This window comes from Cobetia sp. 5-25-4-2, assembly GCF_013374075.1.
In the GTDB taxonomy this organism is placed as follows: Bacteria; Pseudomonadota; Gammaproteobacteria; order Pseudomonadales; family Halomonadaceae; genus Cobetia; species Cobetia marina.
Genome location: NZ_BLWK01000001.1, coordinates 522,851 through 544,032, shown reverse-complemented (window position 1 = coordinate 544,032; position 21,182 = coordinate 522,851). Strand labels below are relative to the sequence as shown.

The following is a 21,182-nucleotide window of genomic DNA, read 5'->3' as shown; positions in this document are numbered from 1 at the left end:
CGCAGCCACGAAGATGATACGGCACGTCAGGCGCCATCATGCCTGAGAGGCGCGTCGCTCGGCCAGTGCCTCAAGCCAACCCTCTCCTCGCGGTGTGAGGGCATGCAACTCGGCCTCGCGGCCCTGCTCGGCGACGGACAACGTCACGCGCAGGTCCGGCACCGGCAGGAAGCCCTGACCACAGCTTGGCCACTCGATCAGCGCCAGGCTGTCATCGGCAAGCAGGTCTCGCCCGCCGATGAACTCAAGCTCCTCCGGGTCAGCCAGCCGGTAGAGATCAAAATGATTGATGTGCCATTCGCCGCCCTCGGGACGTGGCAGCACATAGGGCTCCACCAGGGTATAGGTCGGACTCTTCACCGCCCCCTCATGCCCGTAGGCACGCAGCACGCCACGCGTGAGAGTCGTCTTGCCGGCCCCCAGCTCACCTTCCAGGAACACCAGCCCGCGGCCGGCAAGGACGTCGCCCAGCTGGCTGCCAAAGGCAACCTGGGCATTTTCATCAGACAGGAGTATGCGCATTTCGGGCCCGTGGATTGAGCAATAAATGCATATAGGATGCCAGATCACCCGCGAGCAGGCCACGCTCGCCGCGCTCCTGCACCGCACGGTCGGCGGCCAGGGCGTGCACCAGCACGCCGACCCGTGCCGCCTGCGCCATGCAACGCGTGACATGCGCCGCCTGTGCCGTGCCCTGCTCATGGGTGCGTGACTGGCGTGCATCGAAGCCACCATTGAGCGCCTGGGCCGCCAGCCCCGCGATGATGCCGCCCAGCACGTCCCCCATGCCGCCACTGGCCATGCCGGGATTGCCATAGGGACACAGCGCCACGTCTGGCCCTTCCAGTACGCCGGCGGGACTGGCAATCAGACTGCCGGCCCCCTTGAGCACCACACTACCGCCATATCTTTGCTGCAGGGCGCGCACGGCGCCGGGCCGGTCCTGCTCGACCTGTGCCACCGAGCAGCCCAGCAGGCGCGCCGCCTCTCCGGGATGCGGCGTCAACACCCAATCGTCGCGTCGGATCACCTCACCTTCACCGGCTCGCCAGGCCAGCAGGCTCAGGGCGTCGGCATCCACCACCAGCGGCTGGTCGGCCGCGAGCACGCGAGACAGTCCTCCCCAGCCCCACAACAGGCTCTCCAGCGGCTCCGTCCCCATGCCGGGGCCGACCAGTGTCACGCTGGCCTGTGCCATCTGGGCTTCCAGTACGGCAAACCCGTCGTGACTGCTGCCCTCCGGCCCGCTCTTGAGACCACGCACCATGACTTCCGGGCAGCGTGTCAGGCTGGCGCTGACATGCGCCGGCGCGGTAAGCAGCGCCACCTTGCCGGCACCGGCACGCGCGGCGGCTTCACTGGCCAGCAGAACGGAGCCGCCAAGCCCCGGCCCGCCGCCAAAGACCAGCACGCTGCCGGCATCCCCCTTGTGCGCCAGCGGAGAGCGCGGCACCAGCTCGGTCTCCAGCCAGCGCGGCGTGAGGCGCTGCACGGACTCGCACGCCAGCAACGCTGCCGTTCGGGTCTGCTTGACCACCTCCGGCAGCACCCGAGCCGCACCAAGCCGCGCCAGACTGACGTGTCCGGCATGCAGCTCGGCGCGCCCGGTGTGCAGACCCGGCTTGTCGACCAGAAATGTCAGCGTGACATCCGCCTCCACGGCGACACCGGCCACCGCCCCCGTGGCGGCATCAAGCCCCGAGGGCACATCCAGCGCCATGACATGCGCGCCCTCCCGGTGACGTTGGTTGATCAGCTCGATGGCGTGGGCGACCGCGCCGCGGGGCGCCTCGCGCAGACCGATACCGGTCAGGGCGTCCAGCAGCAATGGCCAGCCCTTCACCAATGATTCTGCCGTGGCGGTATCTTGTGGCCAGGGGTGACGCTCGCCCCCGGCTTCCCGCGCGGCAATCGCGGCCAGCTGGGCATCGCCCGTCAATTGCGCCTCATCCTTCAAAGCGATGATGCGCACCTCGAACCCCGCCAGCTGGGCAAGACGCGCCACCAGATAGCCGTCGCCCGCATTGTTGCCGCCACCACACAGGACACACAATCTGCGCGTCTCGGGCCATCGCTGCCGCAGCAGGTCGAAGGCTGACTGCGCCGCCCGCCCCATCAGACGCTTGTCCACCGACGCTTCAGGCAAGCCGTTGGTCATCGAGACGGTCTCTTCCGCCAGCAGCCAATGCTCGAGGTCACGCAGCGCCGCGATGGGCCACAGGCAATTGACCGAACGCCACAAGGCTTGAGTGGCGGATGAGACCGACGTCACATCGCAGGGGTTAGAGGAATCGCTCACGGCCATGCCCACACTCCATGTCTGATAAACTGAGTCGTGCCCGCGCCCTGGAAAAGCGGCGCCGCACGCCCTGAAATACTGGGTAGCGCACACCTCACATGCCGCTTGGGCTGATCGGCAAGTTACGCTAAGGTGGCGCCCTTTCGCACGCACCGCCGACTCCTCGCCGTGAGACGCCAGCGTGCACCATGCTCCTGAACATCCTGTCCAGCTGGAATGCCCATGCCTGCTTCATCCGCCACCATGCCCCTGCCCGCCGACGCAGCCGGAAGCTCTCCCGACGAGACATCCGGTGATGACTCGCGCGTCGCCGACCCTCAGGCCATGGCGGAACTGGCAGCCCGCATCAAGACATGGGGGCGCGAACTGGGGTTTCAGCAGGTCGGGATCACCGATGTCGACCTCTCGGAACACGAGGCCTACCTGGAACGTTGGCTGGCCAATGGTCATCACGGCGAGATGAACTTCATGGCCAAGCACGGCACCAGGCGCACGCGCCCGGAGGAGCTGGTGCCCGGCACGCTGCGCGTCATCAGCGTGCGCCTCGACTACCTGCCGCCCGAGGTCGAGACCACCCAGGTACTCAGTCAGCCCGAGCGCGCCTACGTCTCACGCTACGCGCTGGGACGCGATTACCACAAGCTGATGCGCAAGCGGCTGGCCAACCTGGCCAAGCAGATAGAGAAGGAAGTCGGCACGTTCGGCTACCGCGCCTTCGTCGACTCCGCCCCGGTCATGGAGCGCGCGCTGGCCCAGAAGGCCGGTATCGGCTGGTTCGGCAAGAACGCCATGCTGATGAACCAGCAGGCCGGCTGCCTGTTCTTCCTGGGCGAACTCTACACCGACCTGCCTCTGCCGGTGGATGCCCCCTTCGAGAAGGAACACTGTGGCAGCTGCAACGCCTGCAAGGTCGCCTGCCCGACGGATGCCATCGTCGAGGACAAGGTCGTCGATGCACGCCGCTGCATCTCCTACCTGACCATCGAGCTGGATGGCGCCATCCCCGAAGAATTCCGCCGTGCCATGGGCAACCGCATCTATGGCTGCGACGACTGCCAGCTGTTCTGTCCCTTCACGCGCTTTGCCAAGGCGACCCAGGAGGCGGATTTCTCGCCACGCCATGATCTGGATCGCATCGAGTTGATCCGGCTGTTCTGCTGGGGGGAGCAGGAGTTCCTCGACAAGACGCAAGGCAGCCCCATCCGGCGTATCGGCTATGAGAAGTGGCTCTCCAACATCGCCATCGGACTGGGCAATGCGCCCTGGTCGGAGCAGGTCGAGCATGTCCTGCGTGCCCGCCTGCCCTATCCCAGCGAGCCACTGCGCGAGCACGTGCGCTGGGCACTGAAGGAGCAAGCCATCAAGCGCGGCGCCCGTCTGGCCACCGCGCTCTGAGACTCTCACGCTGCGTCGTTCAGACGATGCCCTGCTGGGTCAGCTTGAGGAAGGTCTTGCGGTAATGCGCAAGCTCCGCCAGTGACTCGCGGATATCATCCATCGCCTGGTGAGTCGCCCGCTTCTTGAAACCGTCCAGCGCGGCCGGATTCCAGCGCTTGGCGAGTTCCTTGAGGGTCGAGACATCGATGTTGCGGTAATGGAAGAACGCTTCCAGCAACGGCATCTCATGCTGCAGGAAACGGCGGTCCTGATGCACGCTGTTGCCGCACATCGGCGAGGCGCCTGCCGCCACGTGGCGGGCCAGGAACTCGAGAGTCTGACGTTCGGCTTCGGCGGTATCGATCTGACTTTCCTTGACGCGCGTCACCAGCCCGGACTCACCGTGGGTGCGCGTGTTCCATTCATCCATCGCCTCCAGCAGGCTGTCCGGCTGATGCACGGCCAGCACCGGCCCTTCGGCAATCAGGTTGAGATCTCCGTCGGTGACCAGCGTGGCCACCTCGATGATGCGCTCACGCGCGGGGTCCAGCCCGGTCATTTCCAGGTCGATCCAGATGAGTCGATCGGCCTGCGCGGTGGGATTTGCCATGGTTCACTCCTTGCTGAACGGGGAATGGGAAGACGCTGAGGATCCGCCTGTGACGGCAGTATCACACGCCATCCCGGGGTGTCGCACGACACCCGAGGGCGCAAAGGGTACAATCGCGCCGCAGAGGGGGGAAGACGCTCCCATCCCTGGCGAACGAACGGCGACCGGAGTCACCAGCCAAGCATGAGCAAACGCAAGCTAAGCCGCCAGCAACAATGGCGCATCGAGAAGGTCCAGGCCGAGCGTACCAAGCGCGCCGAAAAGCGCGAGACGCAGGACCGCGACAAGCTCGACGCCGGCGAATACGGCCCGGAACAGCACGGCCGTGTCATTGCCCACTACGGGCGCAGCCTGGAAGTCGAAAGTGAATCCGGCAGCCTGCATCGCTGCCACCTGCGCGCCAACCTGGAAACGCTGGTCACCGGTGACCGCGTGATCTGGCGTGAAGCCAGCGATGCCACGGGTGTGGTGGTGGCACGCGGTGCCCGCACTACCGAGCTTGAACGCCCGGACATGCGGGGGGTGCTCAAGCCGGTGGCCGCCAACATCGACCAGATCATGATCGTGTTCGCCGCCGAACCCGCGCCACAACCCAATCTGATCGACCGCTACCTGATCGCTGCGGAAGCCACCGGCATCACGCCAGTGCTGGTGCTCAACAAGGTTGACCTCCTGCCCGAGAGCGGTGGTGTGCTGCGTGACCTGCTGGCACGCTACGAGGCACTCGGCTACGACGTCGTCGCCTGCACCACGCGTGGCGAGTCGGGCCTGGACGCCCTGAAGGCACAGCTGAGCGATCGCACCTCGGTGTTCGTCGGTCAGAGTGGCGTCGGCAAGTCGTCACTGGTCGGCATGCTGCTGCCCCGAGAAGAGATACGTGTCGGCCCGCTCTCCACCGAATCACGCCAGGGCATGCACACCACCACCACGGCCTGGCTCTATCACATGCCGGACGGCGGTGATCTGATCGACTCACCCGGTATCCGTGAATTCGGCCTGGTCCACCTGACGCCGGAGCAGGTCACCGATGGCTTCCGTGAATTCCACGACTACCTGGGGCTATGCCGCTTCCGTGACTGCAAGCACGAGAAGGAGCCGGGCTGCGCCCTGCTTCAGGCGGTCGACAGCGGCGAGATAGGCCGCGTGCGCTTTGACAGCTACAAGAAGATCCTGCTGTCACTGACCGAGAGCTGAACGTGCGCGACTGACGCCTCTCTTCAAGGCCTGGTTCGCAAGCACCACGAAAACCCCCACCCGTCACAGACGGGTGGGGGTTTTTCATGTCAGTCGAACTGACGGGGCGAGGACGTGATCCGGCGGATCAGGCCAGCGCCTTCTCCACGACCTCGTAGAGATTGCGCGACAGCTTCTCGGCCCGGATACGCTCGAGCTCAGCCTTCATCAGCGCCTGACGCTTGGCATCAAAACGCTTGTAGCGCGTCAGCGGCGTGATGATGCGCGCCGCGATTTCCGGATTCAGGCGATTGAGATCGATGACCACATCCGCCAGCAGGCGATAGCCTTCGCCATCGAGGCGATGGAAGTTGACGCGGTTCTGGCCGGCGAAGGCGCCGATCAAGGCGCGCACCTTGTTGGGGTTGGTCAACGAGAACGCCGGGTGCTCCATCAAGAAGCGCACGCGATCCAGCACGTCGGCCTGCGGACGCGTGACCTGGATCGAGAACCACTGATCCATCACCAGCGGATCATGTGACCAGCGCTCGGCGAAGGCCTTGAGGGCCGGATCGCCCAGCTCCGTGCGTGAGGAGTGCACCAGCAACGTCAATGCCGCGCGTACGTCAGTCATGTTGTGCGCCGCTGCCAGCTGAGCCTGGGCCAGACGCACGCCCTCCTCGTCCTCGATGCTCATCAGATAGCTGAGCGCGGCATTCTTGAGGCTGCGGCGCGCCATCTGCTCGAAGGTCGGCGCGTAGTCGCCCTGCTGCTCATTGGCGTGATAGAGCGCGACGAAATCATCGCGCAGTGCCGTGGCCAGCTGCGCCTTGGCGGTCTTGCGCGCCCAGTGGATGGCATCGACATCGACGACAGTCTGCTGCTCGGCGATATAGGCCTCCGACGGCAGGGTCAGCATCTCGGCCAGCACGGCACGATCGGACGGCTCGCTCTGGAGCAGGAAGCGATAGGCGGCCAGCAGACGCGCATCGAGTGATGCCTGGGTGTCGCCCTGCTGCCAGGCGGCCATCAGATCCTCGAGCGCTGCCAGCGCCAGACGCTGACCGGCATCCCAGCGGTTGAAGCCATCGCTGTCATGCTGCATCAGGAAGGCCAGCTGCTCACGGCTGTAGGCGAAGGACAGCTTGACCGGCGCCGAGAAGCCGCGCAGCAGCGACGGCACGGGGTCGGCACCGGCCTCGAGGCCAGTGAAGACGAAGGTCTGCTCGGCCTCGGTCAGCTCCAGCACCGTTTCCGTGCCCAGCGCCTCGCCGTCGAGCGTGAGCGCCAGATCACTGCCATCCGCACCCACCAGGCCCATGCGTACCGGGATCACCAGCGGCAGCTTCTCAGCCTGCCCCGGTGTCGCCGGCGTGGACTGATGCAGCGTCAGGGAATAGCGGCCCGTCTCGGCATCGAAGTTGCCACGGGCACTGATTTCCGGCGTCCCCGCCTGAGAGTACCAGCGCATGAACTGGGTGAAGTCACGCCCGGAGGCTTCGCTCATCGCACTGATGAAATCCTCGATGGTGGCGGCGCTGCCATCGTTGCGCGCGAAGTAGAGGTCACTGCCGCGGCGGAAGGCCTCTTCGCCCAGCAGGTTGGCGACCATGCGCACCACTTCGGACCCCTTCTCGTAGATGGTCAGGGTGTAGAAGTTGGAAATCTCGATATAGGACGCCGGGCGCACCGGATGCGCGGTGGGACCGGCATCTTCCGCGAACTGCGCGGTGCGCAGCATGGCGACGTCTTCGATGCGCTTGACCGGCGCCGAATTCATGTCGGCGGAGAAGGTCTGGTCACGATAGACGGTGAAGCCTTCCTTCAGGGACAGCTGGAACCAGTCACGGCAGGTGACGCGATTGCCGGACCAGTTGTGGAAGTACTCGTGTGCCACCACCCCTTCGACGCGCTGGAAGGCGGCGTCGGTGGTGGTATCGGGATTGGCCAGCACACAGGCGCTGTTGAAGATGTTGAGACCCTTGTTCTCCATCGCGCCCATGTTGAAGTCATTGACCGCGACGATCATGAAGATATCGAGGTCATACTCGCGCCCATAGACCTCCTCATCCCACTTCATGGAGGCCTTGAGAGAGTTCATGGCGTGCTGGGTCTTGTCGAGATTCTCCGGCTCGACCCAGATCTCCAGGGCAACATCACGCCCGCTCATGGTGGTGAAGCTGTCGGCATGCTTGACCAGATCCCCCGCCACCAGCGCGAACAGGTAGCACGGCTTGAGGTGCGGGTCCTGCCAGGTGACGAAGTGACGGCCGCCGTCCAGCTCGCCACGCTCGACGGGATTGCCGTTGGAGAGCAGGATCGGGTAGTTCGCCTTGTCCGCGATGACGGTCGTCGTGAATACCGACATCACGTCCGGACGATCCGGGTAATAGGTGATACGGCGGAAGCCCTCGGCCTCGCACTGGGTGCAGAACATGCCGGAGGACACATAGAGCCCTTCCAGTGCCGTGTTGGCCGCCGGGTCGATCAGCACGACCGTCTCGAGCTCACAGCTGGCCGGCAGCGCCGCGAGGGTGAGATGCGTCTCGTCGACCTTGTATTCATCACTGGCGAGCGCTCGCCCATCGACACGCACGGATTCCAGCGTCAGGTGCTCGCCATTGAGCACCAGCGGTGGCGTCGCGTCACTGCCCACGGCGGCATCGGGATTGGCCTCGAGGGTCAGCACGGCCGTCACGCGGGTCGCGGACGGCGCCAGGTCGAACGTCAACCGAGTGCTGAGAATGCGCCAGGCCGGCGCTTGATAATCATCAAGATGAATGGCGGCAGGTTGTGACATGAAGGACTCCACGATCAACGCCGCGCGGACGATGCCACACGGCAGGAAAACATCGGGCAGCGATGGCAGCCTGCCACCGCGCCCGCGATGAATGGCCCCTCACGGGAGGGGCAGGACACGCGAATGACTAGTCGTTCTGCAGGCGTTCGCCGCTGACGGGTCGGGAGGGCTCATCGAAGGGCTCGGCCGGGGAAGGCGCAGGCGCGAGTTCCTCGTATCCCCCGCGCGGCTCGGGGCGCGTGCCCAGCCAGATGGCCAACAGGGAAAGGAAGATCAGCAACGAGACCTTGACCGCCATCACGGAAACGGTGAAGAGAATGATCAGCATCGAGACCACCAGCATGCCGACCGCCAGGATGCGTGCACGCAGCGGGATGGCACGCTCGCGCTCCCAGGAGATCAGGGGAGGCCCGATCTGGGGGTGTTCGCGAATGTAGCGCGCGAAGCGAGGGGAGCCGCGACTGGCGCAAGCCAGCGCCAGCAGCATGAAGACGGTCGTCGGCAACAGGGGCAGGAACATGCCGGCAAACCCGATCGCGAAGAACAGCCAGGCCAGCCCCAGCCAGCAGATCCGCTTCATGCGCCGAAAAATCATCATCTCAAGGTCCCCTCAACCATCGGGCGCACACCGCGTGCCACCTGCTACCAGTCAAGCGCCAGATGCCTCCCGAGGGAAGTGCATTCTGGCTATCTTTCCCATAGCTGCTGCGTGCATGGTAACGGGCTTGCCCGTGACACGAAAGGCGAACGGGGTTGCGGTGCAGGCGACATTCAGTCGCTGTGCGCCACCTGCCAGAGGCGCATGATGGCTTCACAGCGGTCCGCCAGCAGTTCAGCGGTGCGTGTCAGGGCCTGCTCCAGCGGCATGGCAGCGTCACACAGGGTGAAGACGGCGCTGACGCCTTCGTCATGCGCAGCCTGCCAGCCATCCGCGAGACGCCCTGCCAGCACGATGGCCGGCACTCCGGCCGCTCGGGCGGCACGCGCCGCGCCGATGGGCGTCTTGCCTCCCAGGCTCTGCCCATCCAGCCCGCCCTCGCCGGTGATCAGCAGGTCACACCCTTCCAGGCGCTGCGCCACGTTCAGTCGTTCCATCACAAGCTCGATGCCCGGACGCAGCTCCCCCGTGAGCCAGGCCGCCACTGCGTAGCCCATGCCACCTGCGGCACCAGTGCCCGGCAGCTGCTGATGGTCCTCCCCCAGCACCTCGGCACTCATCCGCGCGAAACGCCCCAGCGCGACGTCCAGCTCCTCGACCACCGCCTCATCCGCGCCCTTCTGGGGCCCGAACACGGCCGTCGCGCCACGCGGGCCACACAGCGGGTTGTCGACGTCCACCGCCGCGGACACCTTGAGAGTCGCCAGCCGCGGGTCCAGACCACTGGCATCCAGCCGCGCCAATCGTGCCAGCGCCGCCCCTCCGTCCGGCAGTTCGTCACCCGCCTCATCCAGCAGACGCAGACCGAGTGCACGCAACATGCCGCTGCCGCCATCGTTGGTCGCGCTGCCGCCCAGCGTGACGATCAGGCGCTCGGCACCGGCCTCCAGCGCGGCAAGCACCAGCTGTCCGACGCCGTAGGTACTGGCGATGCGCGCATCACGCTCATCGGGGCTGAGCAGGTGCAGACCACTGGCCTCGGCGAGCTCGACGATGGCCGTGCGGCTATCCGCTTGCCAGCCCCATTGCGCAGTGACCTCGCGCCCCAGCGGATCACGTACCTGAGCGCTGCGCGCCTCGATGGGATCTGCGTCGCTTGCAGCGGCCAACAGTGCCGCCAGGGTGCCCTCTCCGCCATCTCCCAACGGGCACAGGTCGAGCTCGGCCTCGGGCAATACGCGCCGGATGCCGCTCGCCATTGCCTCAGCAGCCTCCAGCGCAGGCAGCGCCTCCTTGTAGCTGTCAGGGGCCAGCAGGATACGCAACGCCGAACGAGAGGAGGAAGTGGTAACGGGAGACATTGGCTGACGATCCTTGTTGTCAATGGTGGGGATGATCTCAGGTGCTCCTGCGTGATCAGGCATGCGCTGGATGACGCCACGGCACGCACGGCGCGTCATGGACACGCAGGGCGACTCATGGTCCGCAGGGTCCTGACGCTCATTGGTGCCATGCGCTGCCCACAAACGCAACTGCCACCCGCCGGAGAACCGACGAGTGGCAGCGAAATTGCCGACGGGAAGCTTGTGATGCTGGCGCGGCAGAAGCCGCTCGGGCGATGCGCGACGCATCACCGGCGCCTCACTTGACCAGGCGCGTCTCGGTGGGGGCCAGTGTCACCTTGCCCTCGCGCTTCAGGTGGCCGATGGCACGCTTGAAGTTGGCCTTGCTGGCGCCGAAGGCGTCGCTGATGGCCTGGGGGTCGCTCTTGTCACCCAGCGGCAGCACCCCGGCGTTGGCTTCCAGACGTGCAAGGATGCGGTCCGCCAGCTGTTGATGGCCTGCAGGGCCCGGTGCCTGCGGGGTCAGGTCGATGTTGCCGTTGCCATCATTCTTGAGCACCCACAGACGCAGACGATTGCCGATATGCAGGCGGGTGAAGATGCGATCATGGTGCACCAGCCCCCAATGGGCATTGTCGATGATGATCTTCATGCCCAATTCGGTCTTCGCCGCCACCAGGCCGGAGATTTCCTGACCGACGGTGTACTCGGCCGGAGTCTTGTCCAGCCAGCGATCCAAGCGCATCGACGCGACCATGCGATCGCTGTGCTTGTCGAGCCCCACGTGCACCATGGCGAATTGGCCCGCCTTGAGCTCACGCTTGCGCTCGCCGTAGGGCAGCAGCAGGTCCTTGCCAAGGCCATTGTCGAGGAAGGTGCCGATGTCGTTGACCTCGACCACCTTGAGGGCGGCGAACTCACCGACCATGGCGCGCGGATAGCGCGTGGTGGCCAGCAGGCGGTCTTCATCATCAAGACTCACGAAGACTTCCACCGCATCACCGATATCGGCACCGGCAGGAATGAAGGGAGTCGGCAGCAGGATTTCACCGCGGTCACCGCCGTCGAGGAAGACGCCGAAGCCGACCCGCTTGGTGATGGTCAGGGTATTGCGCTGGCCGATAGCGAGCGGAGCAGACATGTAACCTCTCTTTGCGCAGCCCGACCCACCCGGGGCGAGCGTCACGCGAATATGACGAACGAAGATGGTGAAACGCTTTGAGAGCGCAGCGCCTGAAATGGGTACGTGACGCTTTCAAAGCGATTCAAACGAACACAGCACCGCTCGCCGAGAGCGAACGGTGCTGAGAGTGGCGCCCCTGACACTTGTCGACGACATTTGCCGCTGACAGCGGTCAGCCGTGACATGAGCGCCAGGCGCGCGAGGAAGATCAGTCGCGGAAGTTGTTGAACTGCAGCGGCAGCTCGATGCTCTCGTCACCTTTCAGCAAGGCCATGGCCCCCTGGAGATCATCACGCTTCTTGCCAGTGACGCGCACCTTCTCACCCTGGATCTGGGCCTGGACCTTGAGCTTGGCATCCTTGAGCGCCTTGACGATCTTCTTGGCGGTCGGCTGGTCCAGCCCCTGACGCAGCACCAGCTGCTGGCGGGCACGCACACCGCCGGTGTCGGCGTCCTTCTCTTCCAGGCAACGCACGTCGATGCCACGCGCGATCAAGCGACCCTTGAGCAGCTCGATCATCTGACGCAGCTGGAAATCGGCGTCGGCTTCCAGATTGACGGTCTCTTCCTTCTCGAGTTCGAAGCCGGCAGTCACGCCCTTGAAATCAAAGCGTGTCGCAAGTTCGCGATTGGCCTGATCGACGGCGTTCTGAACTTCGTGCTTGTCGAGTTCGGAGACAATATCGAATGACGGCATGGGAGCGATTCCTTTGAAGCCATGAAGAATAAACAGCGCATCCTAGCCCATGGGGGCGACGCGCGCCATGCCCGGCCGTCAGGCAGCGCCCGCATCTCCCCACGTCGAGATCCCCTCAGCCCTGATGTCGCTGCTGCTGGCGGGCGGGTTTGATGAGGGAATCACCAGTGACTTGCGCATCTTCCAGGCCGCCGCGCCGTCGGCGTAGTAATCGCGCAGGCGACCATTCCTGGCAAAGCCGTGGCGCTCATAGAGGGTGATCGCTGCACCGTTGCCGGTATGCACTTCCAGATCGAACTGCTCACAGCCCTGCTCGATGGCCAGCTGCTCGAGCGCGATGAGCAGACGCTGGGCGAGACCGCGTCCGCGCGCCTCGGGATGCAGACAGAAGGAATAGAGTCGTGCCCGGCGTGAATTGCGTCGGAACAGCACGGTGCCATAGCCCAGCACGCTGCGCAGCGGGGTGGCGTCATCCTGCGCCACGCTGCCCACCGGCCACAGTGCGGCCATCGCATTGCCTGCCGCCGGCAGGGCGTCCGAGCCATCGCCTTCTGGCTGGATGATGACGAGAGTGCGTGCATTGGCACGCAGAATCAGATGAGACAGCTGACGACGACTGAACCAGTCGCTATCGAAACTGACTTCCTCGAGCTCTACCAGAGCATCGAGATCGGCCCGGATCGCCGGACGCAGAATGGGGGTCATGATGCAGGCTCTCCCGCCTGTCAGCGCCCTGAGGCAGCCCTGAAATCAAGGTGTCGTGGGGCGGTAGCAATCCGCTGCATTCTGGGCATGCAGGCACGTCTTGTCTCGACCTATTTGCATGAAATTATTTCATCTTGTTGCCTATTGCGATGACGGAGATTGTTTTTCATGATGCGCTGCATTCGGCACCGCTTCGGTGCCCGCCCTTCGAGGCTACTCAATGTCCCGCCTGCGTATCGTGGTTGACCGTGTCAGTGACTGGCGCGCCTTCTATCCCAGTGATGATGTCATCAGCGCCCACGACTTTCTGTCCGAGCTCTCCCACGACAGCTCCGTGCCCACGGCCCGGGCAGACCAGGACGCTCCGCAGCCCGCGACCCACGTCATCAATCTCTGCGGCGGGCTCGATTACCTCGGGATCGGCTATTACGTCTCGCTGCTGGCACAGGCGCGCGGACAGAAAGCCCTGCCGTCGGTGGAAACGCTCAACCAGCTGTCGCGCAAGTCACTGATCGACATGGAACTGGGCAGCATCCGTGTGCTGCTTGAGGAGCTGACGCGCAAGAGCGCCCTGCCCACCCCGCAGACAGTCCCCCACGAGACCGGCAAGTATGCGCATCTCGACCTGCTGCTGACCTTCGGTGAGAGCGATGACCCCGCACTGGCACGTCTCGGTCGCAAGCTGTTCGAGCGACTGCCCTGCCCGTTGCTCGAGGTACGACTCGAGGCGCGTGGCGAGCGCTGGACCCTCAAGCGAGTGCGCCCGCAATCCTTGAGTCATCTGGCGGAAACGGACGAGGATCGCTTTGCCCAGGCGCTCAACCGCCATTCACGCAAGGTCTGGCGCACCCCGAAGGCTCGCCGCCACTACCGTTTCGACCTGGCGATGCTGGTGGACCCGAATGAGGCACTGCCACCGTCCAATCGTACGGCGCTCAAGCACTTCATCCGCGAGGGACGCCGCCTGGGCATCGATGTCAGTCTGATCACCAAGCGTGACGAGGGACGTCTGGCCGAATTCGATGGGCTGTTCATCCGCGAGACCACAAGCCTGGACCACCATACCTACCGCATGGCCAAGCGAGCCGAACACGAAGGGCTGGTGGTGATCGACGACAGTCAGTCGATTCTGCGCTGTACCAACAAGGTCTTCCTGCATGAGCTCCTGAAGGCTCGCGGCCTCAGCGCCCCACAGGGGCGCCTGATTCATCGCGGCGAACTGCGCCAGCTGGCCGAACGCGGACAGCACATGCGCTATCCGCTGGTGATGAAGGTGCCGGATGGTGCCTTCTCGCGCGGCATCGTCAAGATTGACGGGCCGGAGACACTGGTGCGTGAAGCCGAGCGACTGTTCCATGACTCCGCTCTGCTGCTGCTGCAGGAATGGCTCCCAACCGAGTTCGACTGGCGTATCGGCGTGCTCGACGGCAAGGTGCTGTTCGCCAGCCGTTACTACATGGCGCGTGGCCATTGGCAGATCTATGACCACAGCGGCGCCCGCACCCGCTCCGGCGGCTTTGCCACCGTTGACCCGAGTGATGTGCCCCCCGCCGTGATCAAGGCGGCTCTCAAGGCGACACGTCTGATCGGTGATGGGCTCTATGGAGTTGACCTCAAACAGCTCGAGGATCGCGTGGTGGTCATCGAGGTCAATGACAACCCCAATCTGGATGCGGGGGTCGAGGATGTCGTGCTGGGACGCGAGCTCTACCACCGAGTGATGCAGGTCTTCCTGGAGCGCATGCAGGCGCGCCGCCAGCCCGTGCTCGGCTGAATCCCCCGGCTGAATCCCCCGGCTGAATCCGCAGTCTGAACCAGTCGGGCCGGCATCTTTCTTCGATATCCCCAGGCCATACGACAACGCCCGCACTCCTTGAAGGGAGCGCGGGCGTTGTCATCGTCATTAGCCTTGAGCTTATTTCGCAACACGGGACGATGTCATTCGCCGAGCTGGACCTCGACCTCATACCCCGTGAACTTGCGCAGATTGATCACCCCGCTGTCGAGGATCAGATACTGACCCTTGAGCCCTTCGAGAACGCCTTCCACCACGGGTGTCTTGTCGAAGTTGAACGAGGTGACCTTGGTCGGCGCGGTACGCACCGGAAACTCGAAGGCCAATGCCGTGGTATCCAGTACCCGGATGGCGTCTTCACCGCAATGCGCCTGCAGCGCCGCCAGACCCTCGGCCATCTGCTCGAGCAGTGCATCACGCTCGGCTTCCAGATCCAGCTCGGCCACATCGCCCTTGAGCATCGCGCGCCAGTTGGTGCGGTCATTGAGTGCCTGCTTGAACAGCACCTCGACCAGCCCTGACTGCAGACGATTGGAGACCTCGACGATGGGCAAGGCCTGGATGGCACCCTGATCGAACCAGCGCGTCGGCATCTGGGTCTTGCGGGTGATACCGACCTTGAGGCCGGAGGAGTTGGCCAGGTAGACGATATGCGGCTGGAAGCAATGCTCCTCACCCCACTGAGGATCACGACAGGTTCCTTCCGCGAAGTGACAGGTCTCCGGCTTCATGATGCAGCCATCACACTGTGGCAGCTTGCGAAAGCAGGGATAGCAATGCCCCTGCGCGAAGCTCTTCTTGGTCTTGCGCCCGCAATGGCTGCAGTGGATCTGACCGGTGAAGTCCAGGCGTACCTTATGGCCAATATAGGCGTTCAGCGGCTGGGTGATCTCGCCCAGTCGCAGGCCATAGCTGGCCGCCAGCGGCTCACGCGATACTGACTGCGCATCCGCCGAGGTATCGATCGCAAGCGCCTCACCGGCAGGCACGATGGACATCTTGCGGATGTCTCCTCTCAGGGTCACCGACTCCACGGCGGGCTGAGGTGCGCCATCGACGTCCAATGCATCATCCAGTGTCAGTTGACCCACTTGATCTGCTCCGGCTCATCGCGTGAAGCTGTGTCGTCACCATCACGTGGACCGCAGGTACCGTTGTCGATGAAGCCGACACGTGACTCGGCAGGCACGTTGTTGTGGACCTCGTACTTGATGACGGCTTCCATGCACAGCTCGACCTGCTCCGAGGTCAGCACCCGGCCGTCCGGCCATTTGCGCAGCTGCATGGACTGCTTGAGGCTCTCGTAGATGGCCGGGGTCATCTGTTCGACCATCCCGTCGAAAGTCATGTCACTCATGGGGGTTCTCCTGATGCTGGAGCACGGCGCGGGGGCAGCGCCACGCGGGCAACGTGACGCCACGCCGTGCAAAATGCGCCCATTCTATCATTGTCATCCGCCTGGCTGTCATGACGTGGTGCCCGGTGCGCGGCGCGGCAGCACGAATCCCAGCACCAGCCCTGCCAGCAGCCCACCGAGATGCGCCTCATTGGCGATGGCCCCAAGGCCGATGGCACTCGATAACGGTGTCATGCACAGCACCAGATAGATCAACATGAAGATCATCAGCGAGCGCTGCATCTGATAGCCCAGCATCGGCCGTCGACGAGCCGCGATGAAGACATAGCCGATCACGGCGAAATCGATTCCCGAGAGCCCGCCGAACAGCACACTGCCGGTGGCGTACTGCGCCAGGTTGGCAGCCACCCCGCTCACCAGCACCACCAGCGCGAAGCGCCAGGCGCCATCGATGGCCTCGATCTGGCGCCCGAACACCCAAAGCCACAGCAGATTGAAGACCAGATGCAGAATGCCGAAATGCATCAAGGAGGGTGACCACAGCCGCCACCACTCCCCCGCCAGTGTCGTGGATAACGGCGCCGGTGCAATGTGCTGACTGCCCACCAGCTCAAAGGGCACGATGGCCAGCCATTCGAACACCGCCGCCTGACCCAGCACGTACTGACAGAGTACGGTGAGGCAACAGGCGAGCCCGACCAGCCATGTCAGCGGGGTCTGTCTGACGAGCTGCCAGAGACCGCCCGATGCGCCGCTTGAGAAACCCGACGCCTCCGTAGCCTCATCGCGCAGCGGCTCTCCGCGTGAGTGGCGCTCCAGCATCGCGATCACGCGGGGGAGCTGCTCGGGGTCCGCCAGCCACAGCATCTGACGCACCGCCTCCCCGTCAGGGGTCGAGACGCGCTCGGAGGTGATCTGGTGGCCGATCTTCTCCGCCCACAGCGCCTGACGCAGTGCGAGCGTATCGAAGGAGTCGTCTAAGGTCAGAACCTGGAACATGCAGTGTCCTTGCAGTGACAAGTCAGCGTGATGGCATCTCTCGACAGTAGCCCGACGTCGAGAGCGCCGATGGGCGGTCGGTGGCAGATCCAGCTGATGCCACTCTGGATAGGGACTTGTCTGGAGAGCCGCGGTGGCGGCGATGACAAACTGACAGGCATAAAAAAAGTCCGGTGGGGGGCACCGGACTGAGCAAGGGATCATTCAAGGGAACACTTACTCTGAGTCCGGGATGGCGCTTTGGTTCACTGGCTGCTTATTGAAAAAAACAATGGCGATGAGAAAAGTCCGGCAGGTATGACTATGGCCCAGCACGCTATCCCCTCATCTCACCGCGCCCCGACAACTCCTCGGCCGGCAACTCTTCCGGCAGTGGACGACTCGAGGGTTCGCGCGGCACCGGCACCCAGACGAAATTGGCGGCATCCAGCGTCGCTTCGCCACTGAAGCGATAGGCGACCAGGCGACCGCACTTGACGGCGCTGTAATCGAGACAGGCGATATTGGTCGCCGGGAGCGCAGGCACCCCTTCACACCAGTAATGCCCCAGGAACAATGGCAATTGCTCTGGTCCGTAATACGGCAATTTCTCGAGCTCGCCCTCGCTCAACCAGCGCGACTCCAGCTCTCCCGGCAGATTGTCGGGCTGGAACACCACATCGCCATAGGTGCGCGGCTCGCGCGCCCAGAAATGTGCCCGGAAACTGCGGCGCGTGAAGCCATCCCCCGAGTGGATCTCGACGCCCTCCGGCAAGCGCAGACTGGTCCCCCGAGTCAGGCGATCCAGCACCCGATAGGCAAAGCTCGAGGGGTCGACGGAGTCCTGCAGGAAGGCTTCATCGATGCAGCCATCCGGAAAGCGCGCCAGAAACGGACGCACCAGCGCTTCATCCCAACAGGCGTGGACCACGCGCAGACCACTCTTGCCCTCTCCCAGCGACGGCAGTTCAAGACACAGCGGCATGCGCATGAACCAGCTCAATGCGTCATCCCACTCATCGGGATGATGCTGATACTGATCGAGCGTCTCGCGAATGATGCGATTGTGCCGTGAGGTATGCGGGCGCAGAAAATCACGGTGATCGCCACTCTCCCGCAGGCGTGCACGCCGGCAATAGGCCAGCGCGTTGTATTCATGGTTGCCCATCACGATCAACGCCTCACCGGCTTCCACCATCCGGCTGGCCAACTGGACGGCCAGTCGGATACGAGGCCCACGATCGATGATGTCACCAAGAAAGATCACCTTGCGCGTGGCATGACGATACACGCCATCCTTCAGGTGATAGCCGAGCTTCTCCAGCAGCGCCGCCAGCGTGGCGCCACAGCCGTGCACATCACCGATCAGATCATAGCCATCCCGTGGCGCCACGAATGCGTTCATGCTGCTTGCCTTGATGTCATTCGCCGAGGCGGTTGCTCCAGCCGAGCTTGGTGCGACAGATCTCGAAATAGTTGTGCTCCAGCGGATGGATCAGCGTCAGACGTTCGCGCTTGCGACGAATCTTGAGCACATCGCCGGGCTTGGCCACGACCTGAGTCTGGCCATCGCAGCTGATGTGGGGATAGGTCGTGTTGCTGGCGCTGATGTGCAGGAGTATCTCGCTGGCCGCGTCGATCACGATCGGACGACTGGACAGCGTATGCGGGAACATCGGCACCAGCGTGATGGCCTCCAGGCGCGGGTGGACGATCGGCCCGCCGCCGGAGAGCGCATAGGCGGTCGAGCCAGTCGGAGTGGCCACGATCAAGCCGTCGGAGCGCTGGGAATAGACGAACTGGCCATCGATGAACAGCTCGAACTCGATCATCCGCGCCGCCTTGCCAGGATGCAGCACGACATCGTTGAGGCCGTCCGCCGCGCCTATCTTCTCGCCGTCCCGAAAGACTTCCGCCTCCAGCAGGAACCGCTGCTCACTGAGGTAGTCACCCTCGAGCACCTCGGCGACCTTTTCCTCCAGCTCATCTGGACGGATGTCGGTGAGAAAGCCCAGCCGGCCGCGATTGACGCCCAGTACCGGCGTGCCACTGCGACACAATGCACGCGCCGCGCCCAGCAGGCTTCCATCACCGCCCACCACGATCACCAGATCACAGCGCTCGCCCATCTGACGACGGCTCGCCACCTCAAGGCCATGGTCAAGCAACAGCGTCGCCGTGCGCTCCTCGATGATCATCGCCAGCTGGCGAGCCTCAAGAAAGCGAATCAAGCGCTTGAGCGTGTCCACTACCTGAGCACTGCCCAGTCGACCAATCACGCCGATCGTATTGAATTGCTGCTTCATCACGCCTCCCGGGCTGTCATGCAGAACATTATGCGGACTCCCTTCACCAGCGGCAATGCACCTGCATTTTCCGTTGCTGCATCAAGCCACTACCCACCCTTGGCGATATCAGCACATCCAATTGCCTGAATGGCGCGTTAGTTCAGGCATATCGCAAGACATTGTCCCGGTCCACGCCCGCGTGTGACAGACAGCGACTCAACGGGACCGGACCAGCACGCCATGCTCTGCATGTCTCGCCATCAAATCACCTTCATGCCTCCTCGACGTGCTCCATCAATGTCACAGCCGAGGGGTTCACACGACTCTGGAGCTCTCTCCATGTCACTTGCCAACCTCTCATGGGGCGACTACCGTCAGCTGAACGATGGATTCCCAGCCAATGGAGTCGGGCCCCCGATGCCAGCACACACGACACCCGTCAGTTCGCAAGACCCGGACGACTTTGACCACGCCAGTGCTATAGAGGCCTGTGCGCTCGGTGATGAAACCGCCTTTCGTCGCCTCTATGACCTTGAGTCCGGCCGCATGCTGGCACTTGCCATGCGCCTGCTCGGCAGCCGGGATCAGGCCGAGGACGCCGTCCACGATGCCTTCATCAAGCTGTGGTCCAATGCCGGCCAATATCGCCGTGAACTCGGCAATGGCCGCGCCTGGCTGTTCACCATCCTGCGCTATCGTGCACTGGATCAGCTGCGGGCCCAGGGACGGACGCCCCGCGGTGACAGCGAGGCGCTCGACAGCCTCGCCGACTTGCTCGCCAACCCGGAAGCGGCAGCACACGACAGTCAGACAGCCCATCAGCTGAGCGATTGTCTGGGTGAGCTGGAAGCCCCACGACGCGAACCCATTCTGCTGGCATTCTTCAAGGGCCTGACCCACGAGCAGATCGCCGAAAAACTCAGCGCCCCGCTCGGCACCATCAAGGGTCGCATCCGTGCCGGACTCAAGCGACTGCAGGAGTGCCTGTCACGATGAACCATTCCCCGATCCCCGAATCTCCACAAGAGCAGAATCTGTTGCTGGGTGAACACACCCTGGGCCTGCTGGACCCCGAACGTGAAGCCGAGGTGCGCGCCTGGATAGAGCGCGACGATGAGGCCGCCCGCATGGCACTTCGCTGGCAGCAGCACTGGCTGAGCGTCAGTGATCGCCTGCCGCCGGAACCGGCCTCCGATTCGCTGTGGAAACGCATCGATGCCAGCCTGACGCGCCTCAAGCAGACTCCGACGCCAGCCAATGACACGGGTGGCGCTCCTGCTCCGCAAGCCCCCTGGCTGTGGCGCTGGCTGGGAGGCGGGCTGGGTCTGGGGCTGGGCGCCGGACTCGCCCTTGCTCTGGCGATGCAGGTGGGGCCCTTCGCGCCTCAATCACCACAAGATGGCACCCCGCCAGTGGCGACCGAAGTGCCCGAGTCATCCGCGCAGCGCATGGTCGCGGTGCTGCAGACTCTCGAGGACCCTGCCACGCCGACCTGGGTCGCCAGTGTCACGGCCGGTGGCGGACTTCAGCTGACACCCAAGGTCACTATCGAGCGTCCGACGGATCGCGCCATCGAACTCTGGACCCTGACCGATCCAGCGGAGGGCCCGCGTTCGCTGGGTCTGGTGGACCCGGTGGCAGGTATCGAGTTGAGCGCCGAACAGATCGGCCGAATGAGTCCGGGCCAGTTGCTCGAGATGACACTGGAGCCCAGCGGTGGTTCGCCGACCGGCAAACCGACCGGCAAGGTGCTGGCCATCGGCCGCCTGGTCAACCTGGGACAGATCGACAGCTGACGGGAGCACTCTCTGCCCAGGCTCGCCCGCCCTGCCACGGCATGCCTTCTCATCAGAGGCTCGCCGTGCAGGGCGGGAGGCGCCATGCTCTCGGAGGTCCCCCCAGGCCATGGGGAGCAAGGTCAGCGCAATGGCAACATCAGCGCCAGACACGAACGCCAGACACGAAGAAGCCCCGCCATG

Annotated in this window: 19 protein-coding genes; 5 read left to right on the top strand and 14 right to left on the bottom strand. The window is 64.1% G+C overall.

What is annotated here, in order from left to right:
* Window positions 1-36: 36 nt before the first annotated feature.
* Both tsaE and HXS65_RS02375 read right to left on the bottom strand, forming a co-directional pair.
* Entirely contained in the window at window positions 37-522 is a 486-nt protein-coding gene (tsaE, locus tag HXS65_RS02380) for a tRNA (adenosine(37)-N6)-threonylcarbamoyltransferase complex ATPase subunit type 1 TsaE (protein WP_136938177.1), read from the bottom strand.
* On the bottom strand, window positions 503-2,299 hold the full coding sequence (locus HXS65_RS02375) for an NAD(P)H-hydrate dehydratase (protein WP_176493008.1): 1,797 nt from the start codon (window positions 2,297-2,299) through the stop codon (window positions 503-505). The genes tsaE and HXS65_RS02375 overlap by 20 nt, the downstream gene beginning before the upstream one ends.
* A gap of 324 nt (window positions 2,300-2,623) precedes the next feature.
* On the opposite strand from HXS65_RS02375, the gene queG reads away from it, so the two are divergent.
* Window positions 2,624-3,694 (top strand): tRNA epoxyqueuosine(34) reductase QueG, encoded by a 1,071-nt coding sequence (queG, locus tag HXS65_RS02370; RefSeq protein ID WP_176493290.1) that lies wholly within the window; start codon window positions 2,624-2,626, stop codon window positions 3,692-3,694.
* A gap of 19 nt (window positions 3,695-3,713) precedes the next feature.
* On the opposite strand, the gene orn is transcribed toward queG, so the two are convergent.
* The gene (gene orn / locus HXS65_RS02365; RefSeq protein WP_084209058.1) at window positions 3,714-4,286 is read right to left on the bottom strand and encodes an oligoribonuclease; all 573 of its coding nucleotides are present in this window, start codon (window positions 4,284-4,286) and stop codon (window positions 3,714-3,716) included.
* A gap of 183 nt (window positions 4,287-4,469) precedes the next feature.
* Between orn and rsgA the strand changes: the two genes are divergently transcribed.
* Window positions 4,470-5,480, top strand: coding sequence for a small ribosomal subunit biogenesis GTPase RsgA (rsgA, locus tag HXS65_RS02360; RefSeq protein WP_176493007.1), 1,011 nt, complete (start codon window positions 4,470-4,472; stop codon window positions 5,478-5,480).
* A gap of 127 nt (window positions 5,481-5,607) precedes the next feature.
* On the opposite strand, the gene pepN is transcribed toward rsgA, so the two are convergent.
* The 6 genes from pepN to HXS65_RS02330 form a co-directional block, all read right to left on the bottom strand.
* Window positions 5,608-8,259, bottom strand: coding sequence for an aminopeptidase N (pepN, locus tag HXS65_RS02355; RefSeq protein ID WP_176493006.1), 2,652 nt, complete (start codon window positions 8,257-8,259; stop codon window positions 5,608-5,610).
* A 127-nt stretch (window positions 8,260-8,386) separates the two neighbouring features.
* Window positions 8,387-8,857: a YbaN family protein gene (locus HXS65_RS02350; protein ID WP_240704164.1), complete on the bottom strand. Its 471-nt coding sequence runs from the start codon at window positions 8,855-8,857 to the stop codon at window positions 8,387-8,389.
* A gap of 173 nt (window positions 8,858-9,030) precedes the next feature.
* Window positions 9,031-10,182, bottom strand: coding sequence for a glycerate kinase (locus HXS65_RS02345; RefSeq protein WP_176493289.1), 1,152 nt, complete (start codon window positions 10,180-10,182; stop codon window positions 9,031-9,033).
* A gap of 316 nt (window positions 10,183-10,498) precedes the next feature.
* A complete protein-coding gene (locus HXS65_RS02340) occupies window positions 10,499-11,341 on the bottom strand; it encodes a S1 RNA-binding domain-containing protein (protein ID WP_077372464.1) in 843 nt (280 codons plus the stop codon).
* 250 nt (window positions 11,342-11,591) lie between these two features.
* Window positions 11,592-12,080, bottom strand: a complete 489-nt coding sequence (locus HXS65_RS02335) for a YajQ family cyclic di-GMP-binding protein (RefSeq protein ID WP_077372461.1) — start codon at window positions 12,078-12,080, stop codon at window positions 11,592-11,594.
* 78 nt (window positions 12,081-12,158) lie between these two features.
* On the bottom strand, window positions 12,159-12,785 hold the full coding sequence (locus HXS65_RS02330) for an N-acetyltransferase (protein ID WP_176493005.1): 627 nt from the start codon (window positions 12,783-12,785) through the stop codon (window positions 12,159-12,161).
* A gap of 220 nt (window positions 12,786-13,005) precedes the next feature.
* Between HXS65_RS02330 and HXS65_RS02325 the strand changes: the two genes are divergently transcribed.
* A complete protein-coding gene (locus HXS65_RS02325) occupies window positions 13,006-14,559 on the top strand; it encodes a RimK family protein (protein ID WP_176493004.1) in 1,554 nt (517 codons plus the stop codon).
* 164 nt (window positions 14,560-14,723) lie between these two features.
* Here the strand turns inward: HXS65_RS02325 and HXS65_RS02320 are convergent, their stop codons facing one another.
* The 5 genes from HXS65_RS02320 to HXS65_RS02300 form a co-directional block, all read right to left on the bottom strand.
* Entirely contained in the window at window positions 14,724-15,671 is a 948-nt protein-coding gene (locus HXS65_RS02320; protein ID WP_254696436.1) for a DUF2797 domain-containing protein, read from the bottom strand.
* Window positions 15,659-15,937: a YeaC family protein gene (locus HXS65_RS02315; RefSeq protein ID WP_176493003.1), complete on the bottom strand. Its 279-nt coding sequence runs from the start codon at window positions 15,935-15,937 to the stop codon at window positions 15,659-15,661. The genes HXS65_RS02320 and HXS65_RS02315 overlap by 13 nt, the downstream gene beginning before the upstream one ends.
* Window positions 15,938-16,045: 108 nt before the next feature.
* On the bottom strand, window positions 16,046-16,936 hold the full coding sequence (locus HXS65_RS02310) for a rhomboid family intramembrane serine protease (RefSeq protein WP_176493002.1): 891 nt from the start codon (window positions 16,934-16,936) through the stop codon (window positions 16,046-16,048).
* Window positions 16,937-17,252: 316 nt separating this feature from the next.
* Window positions 17,253-18,320, bottom strand: coding sequence for a metallophosphoesterase (locus HXS65_RS02305; RefSeq protein WP_077372446.1), 1,068 nt, complete (start codon window positions 18,318-18,320; stop codon window positions 17,253-17,255).
* Window positions 18,321-18,336: 16 nt separating this feature from the next.
* Window positions 18,337-19,221 (bottom strand): NAD(+) kinase, encoded by an 885-nt coding sequence (locus tag HXS65_RS02300; protein WP_077372443.1) that lies wholly within the window; start codon window positions 19,219-19,221, stop codon window positions 18,337-18,339.
* A gap of 321 nt (window positions 19,222-19,542) precedes the next feature.
* On the opposite strand from HXS65_RS02300, the gene HXS65_RS02295 reads away from it, so the two are divergent.
* Together HXS65_RS02295 and HXS65_RS02290 are read left to right on the top strand one after the other, a co-directional pair.
* Window positions 19,543-20,199 carry an RNA polymerase sigma factor gene (locus HXS65_RS02295; RefSeq protein ID WP_205700458.1) on the top strand — a complete coding sequence of 219 codons (657 nt, stop codon included), beginning with the start codon at window positions 19,543-19,545 and terminating at the stop codon, window positions 20,197-20,199.
* Complete coding sequence (locus HXS65_RS02290) at window positions 20,196-20,999, top strand: anti-sigma factor domain-containing protein (RefSeq protein ID WP_141392284.1); 804 nt, start codon at window positions 20,196-20,198, stop codon at window positions 20,997-20,999. The genes HXS65_RS02295 and HXS65_RS02290 overlap by 4 nt, the downstream gene beginning before the upstream one ends.
* Window positions 21,000-21,182 lie beyond the last annotated feature (183 nt).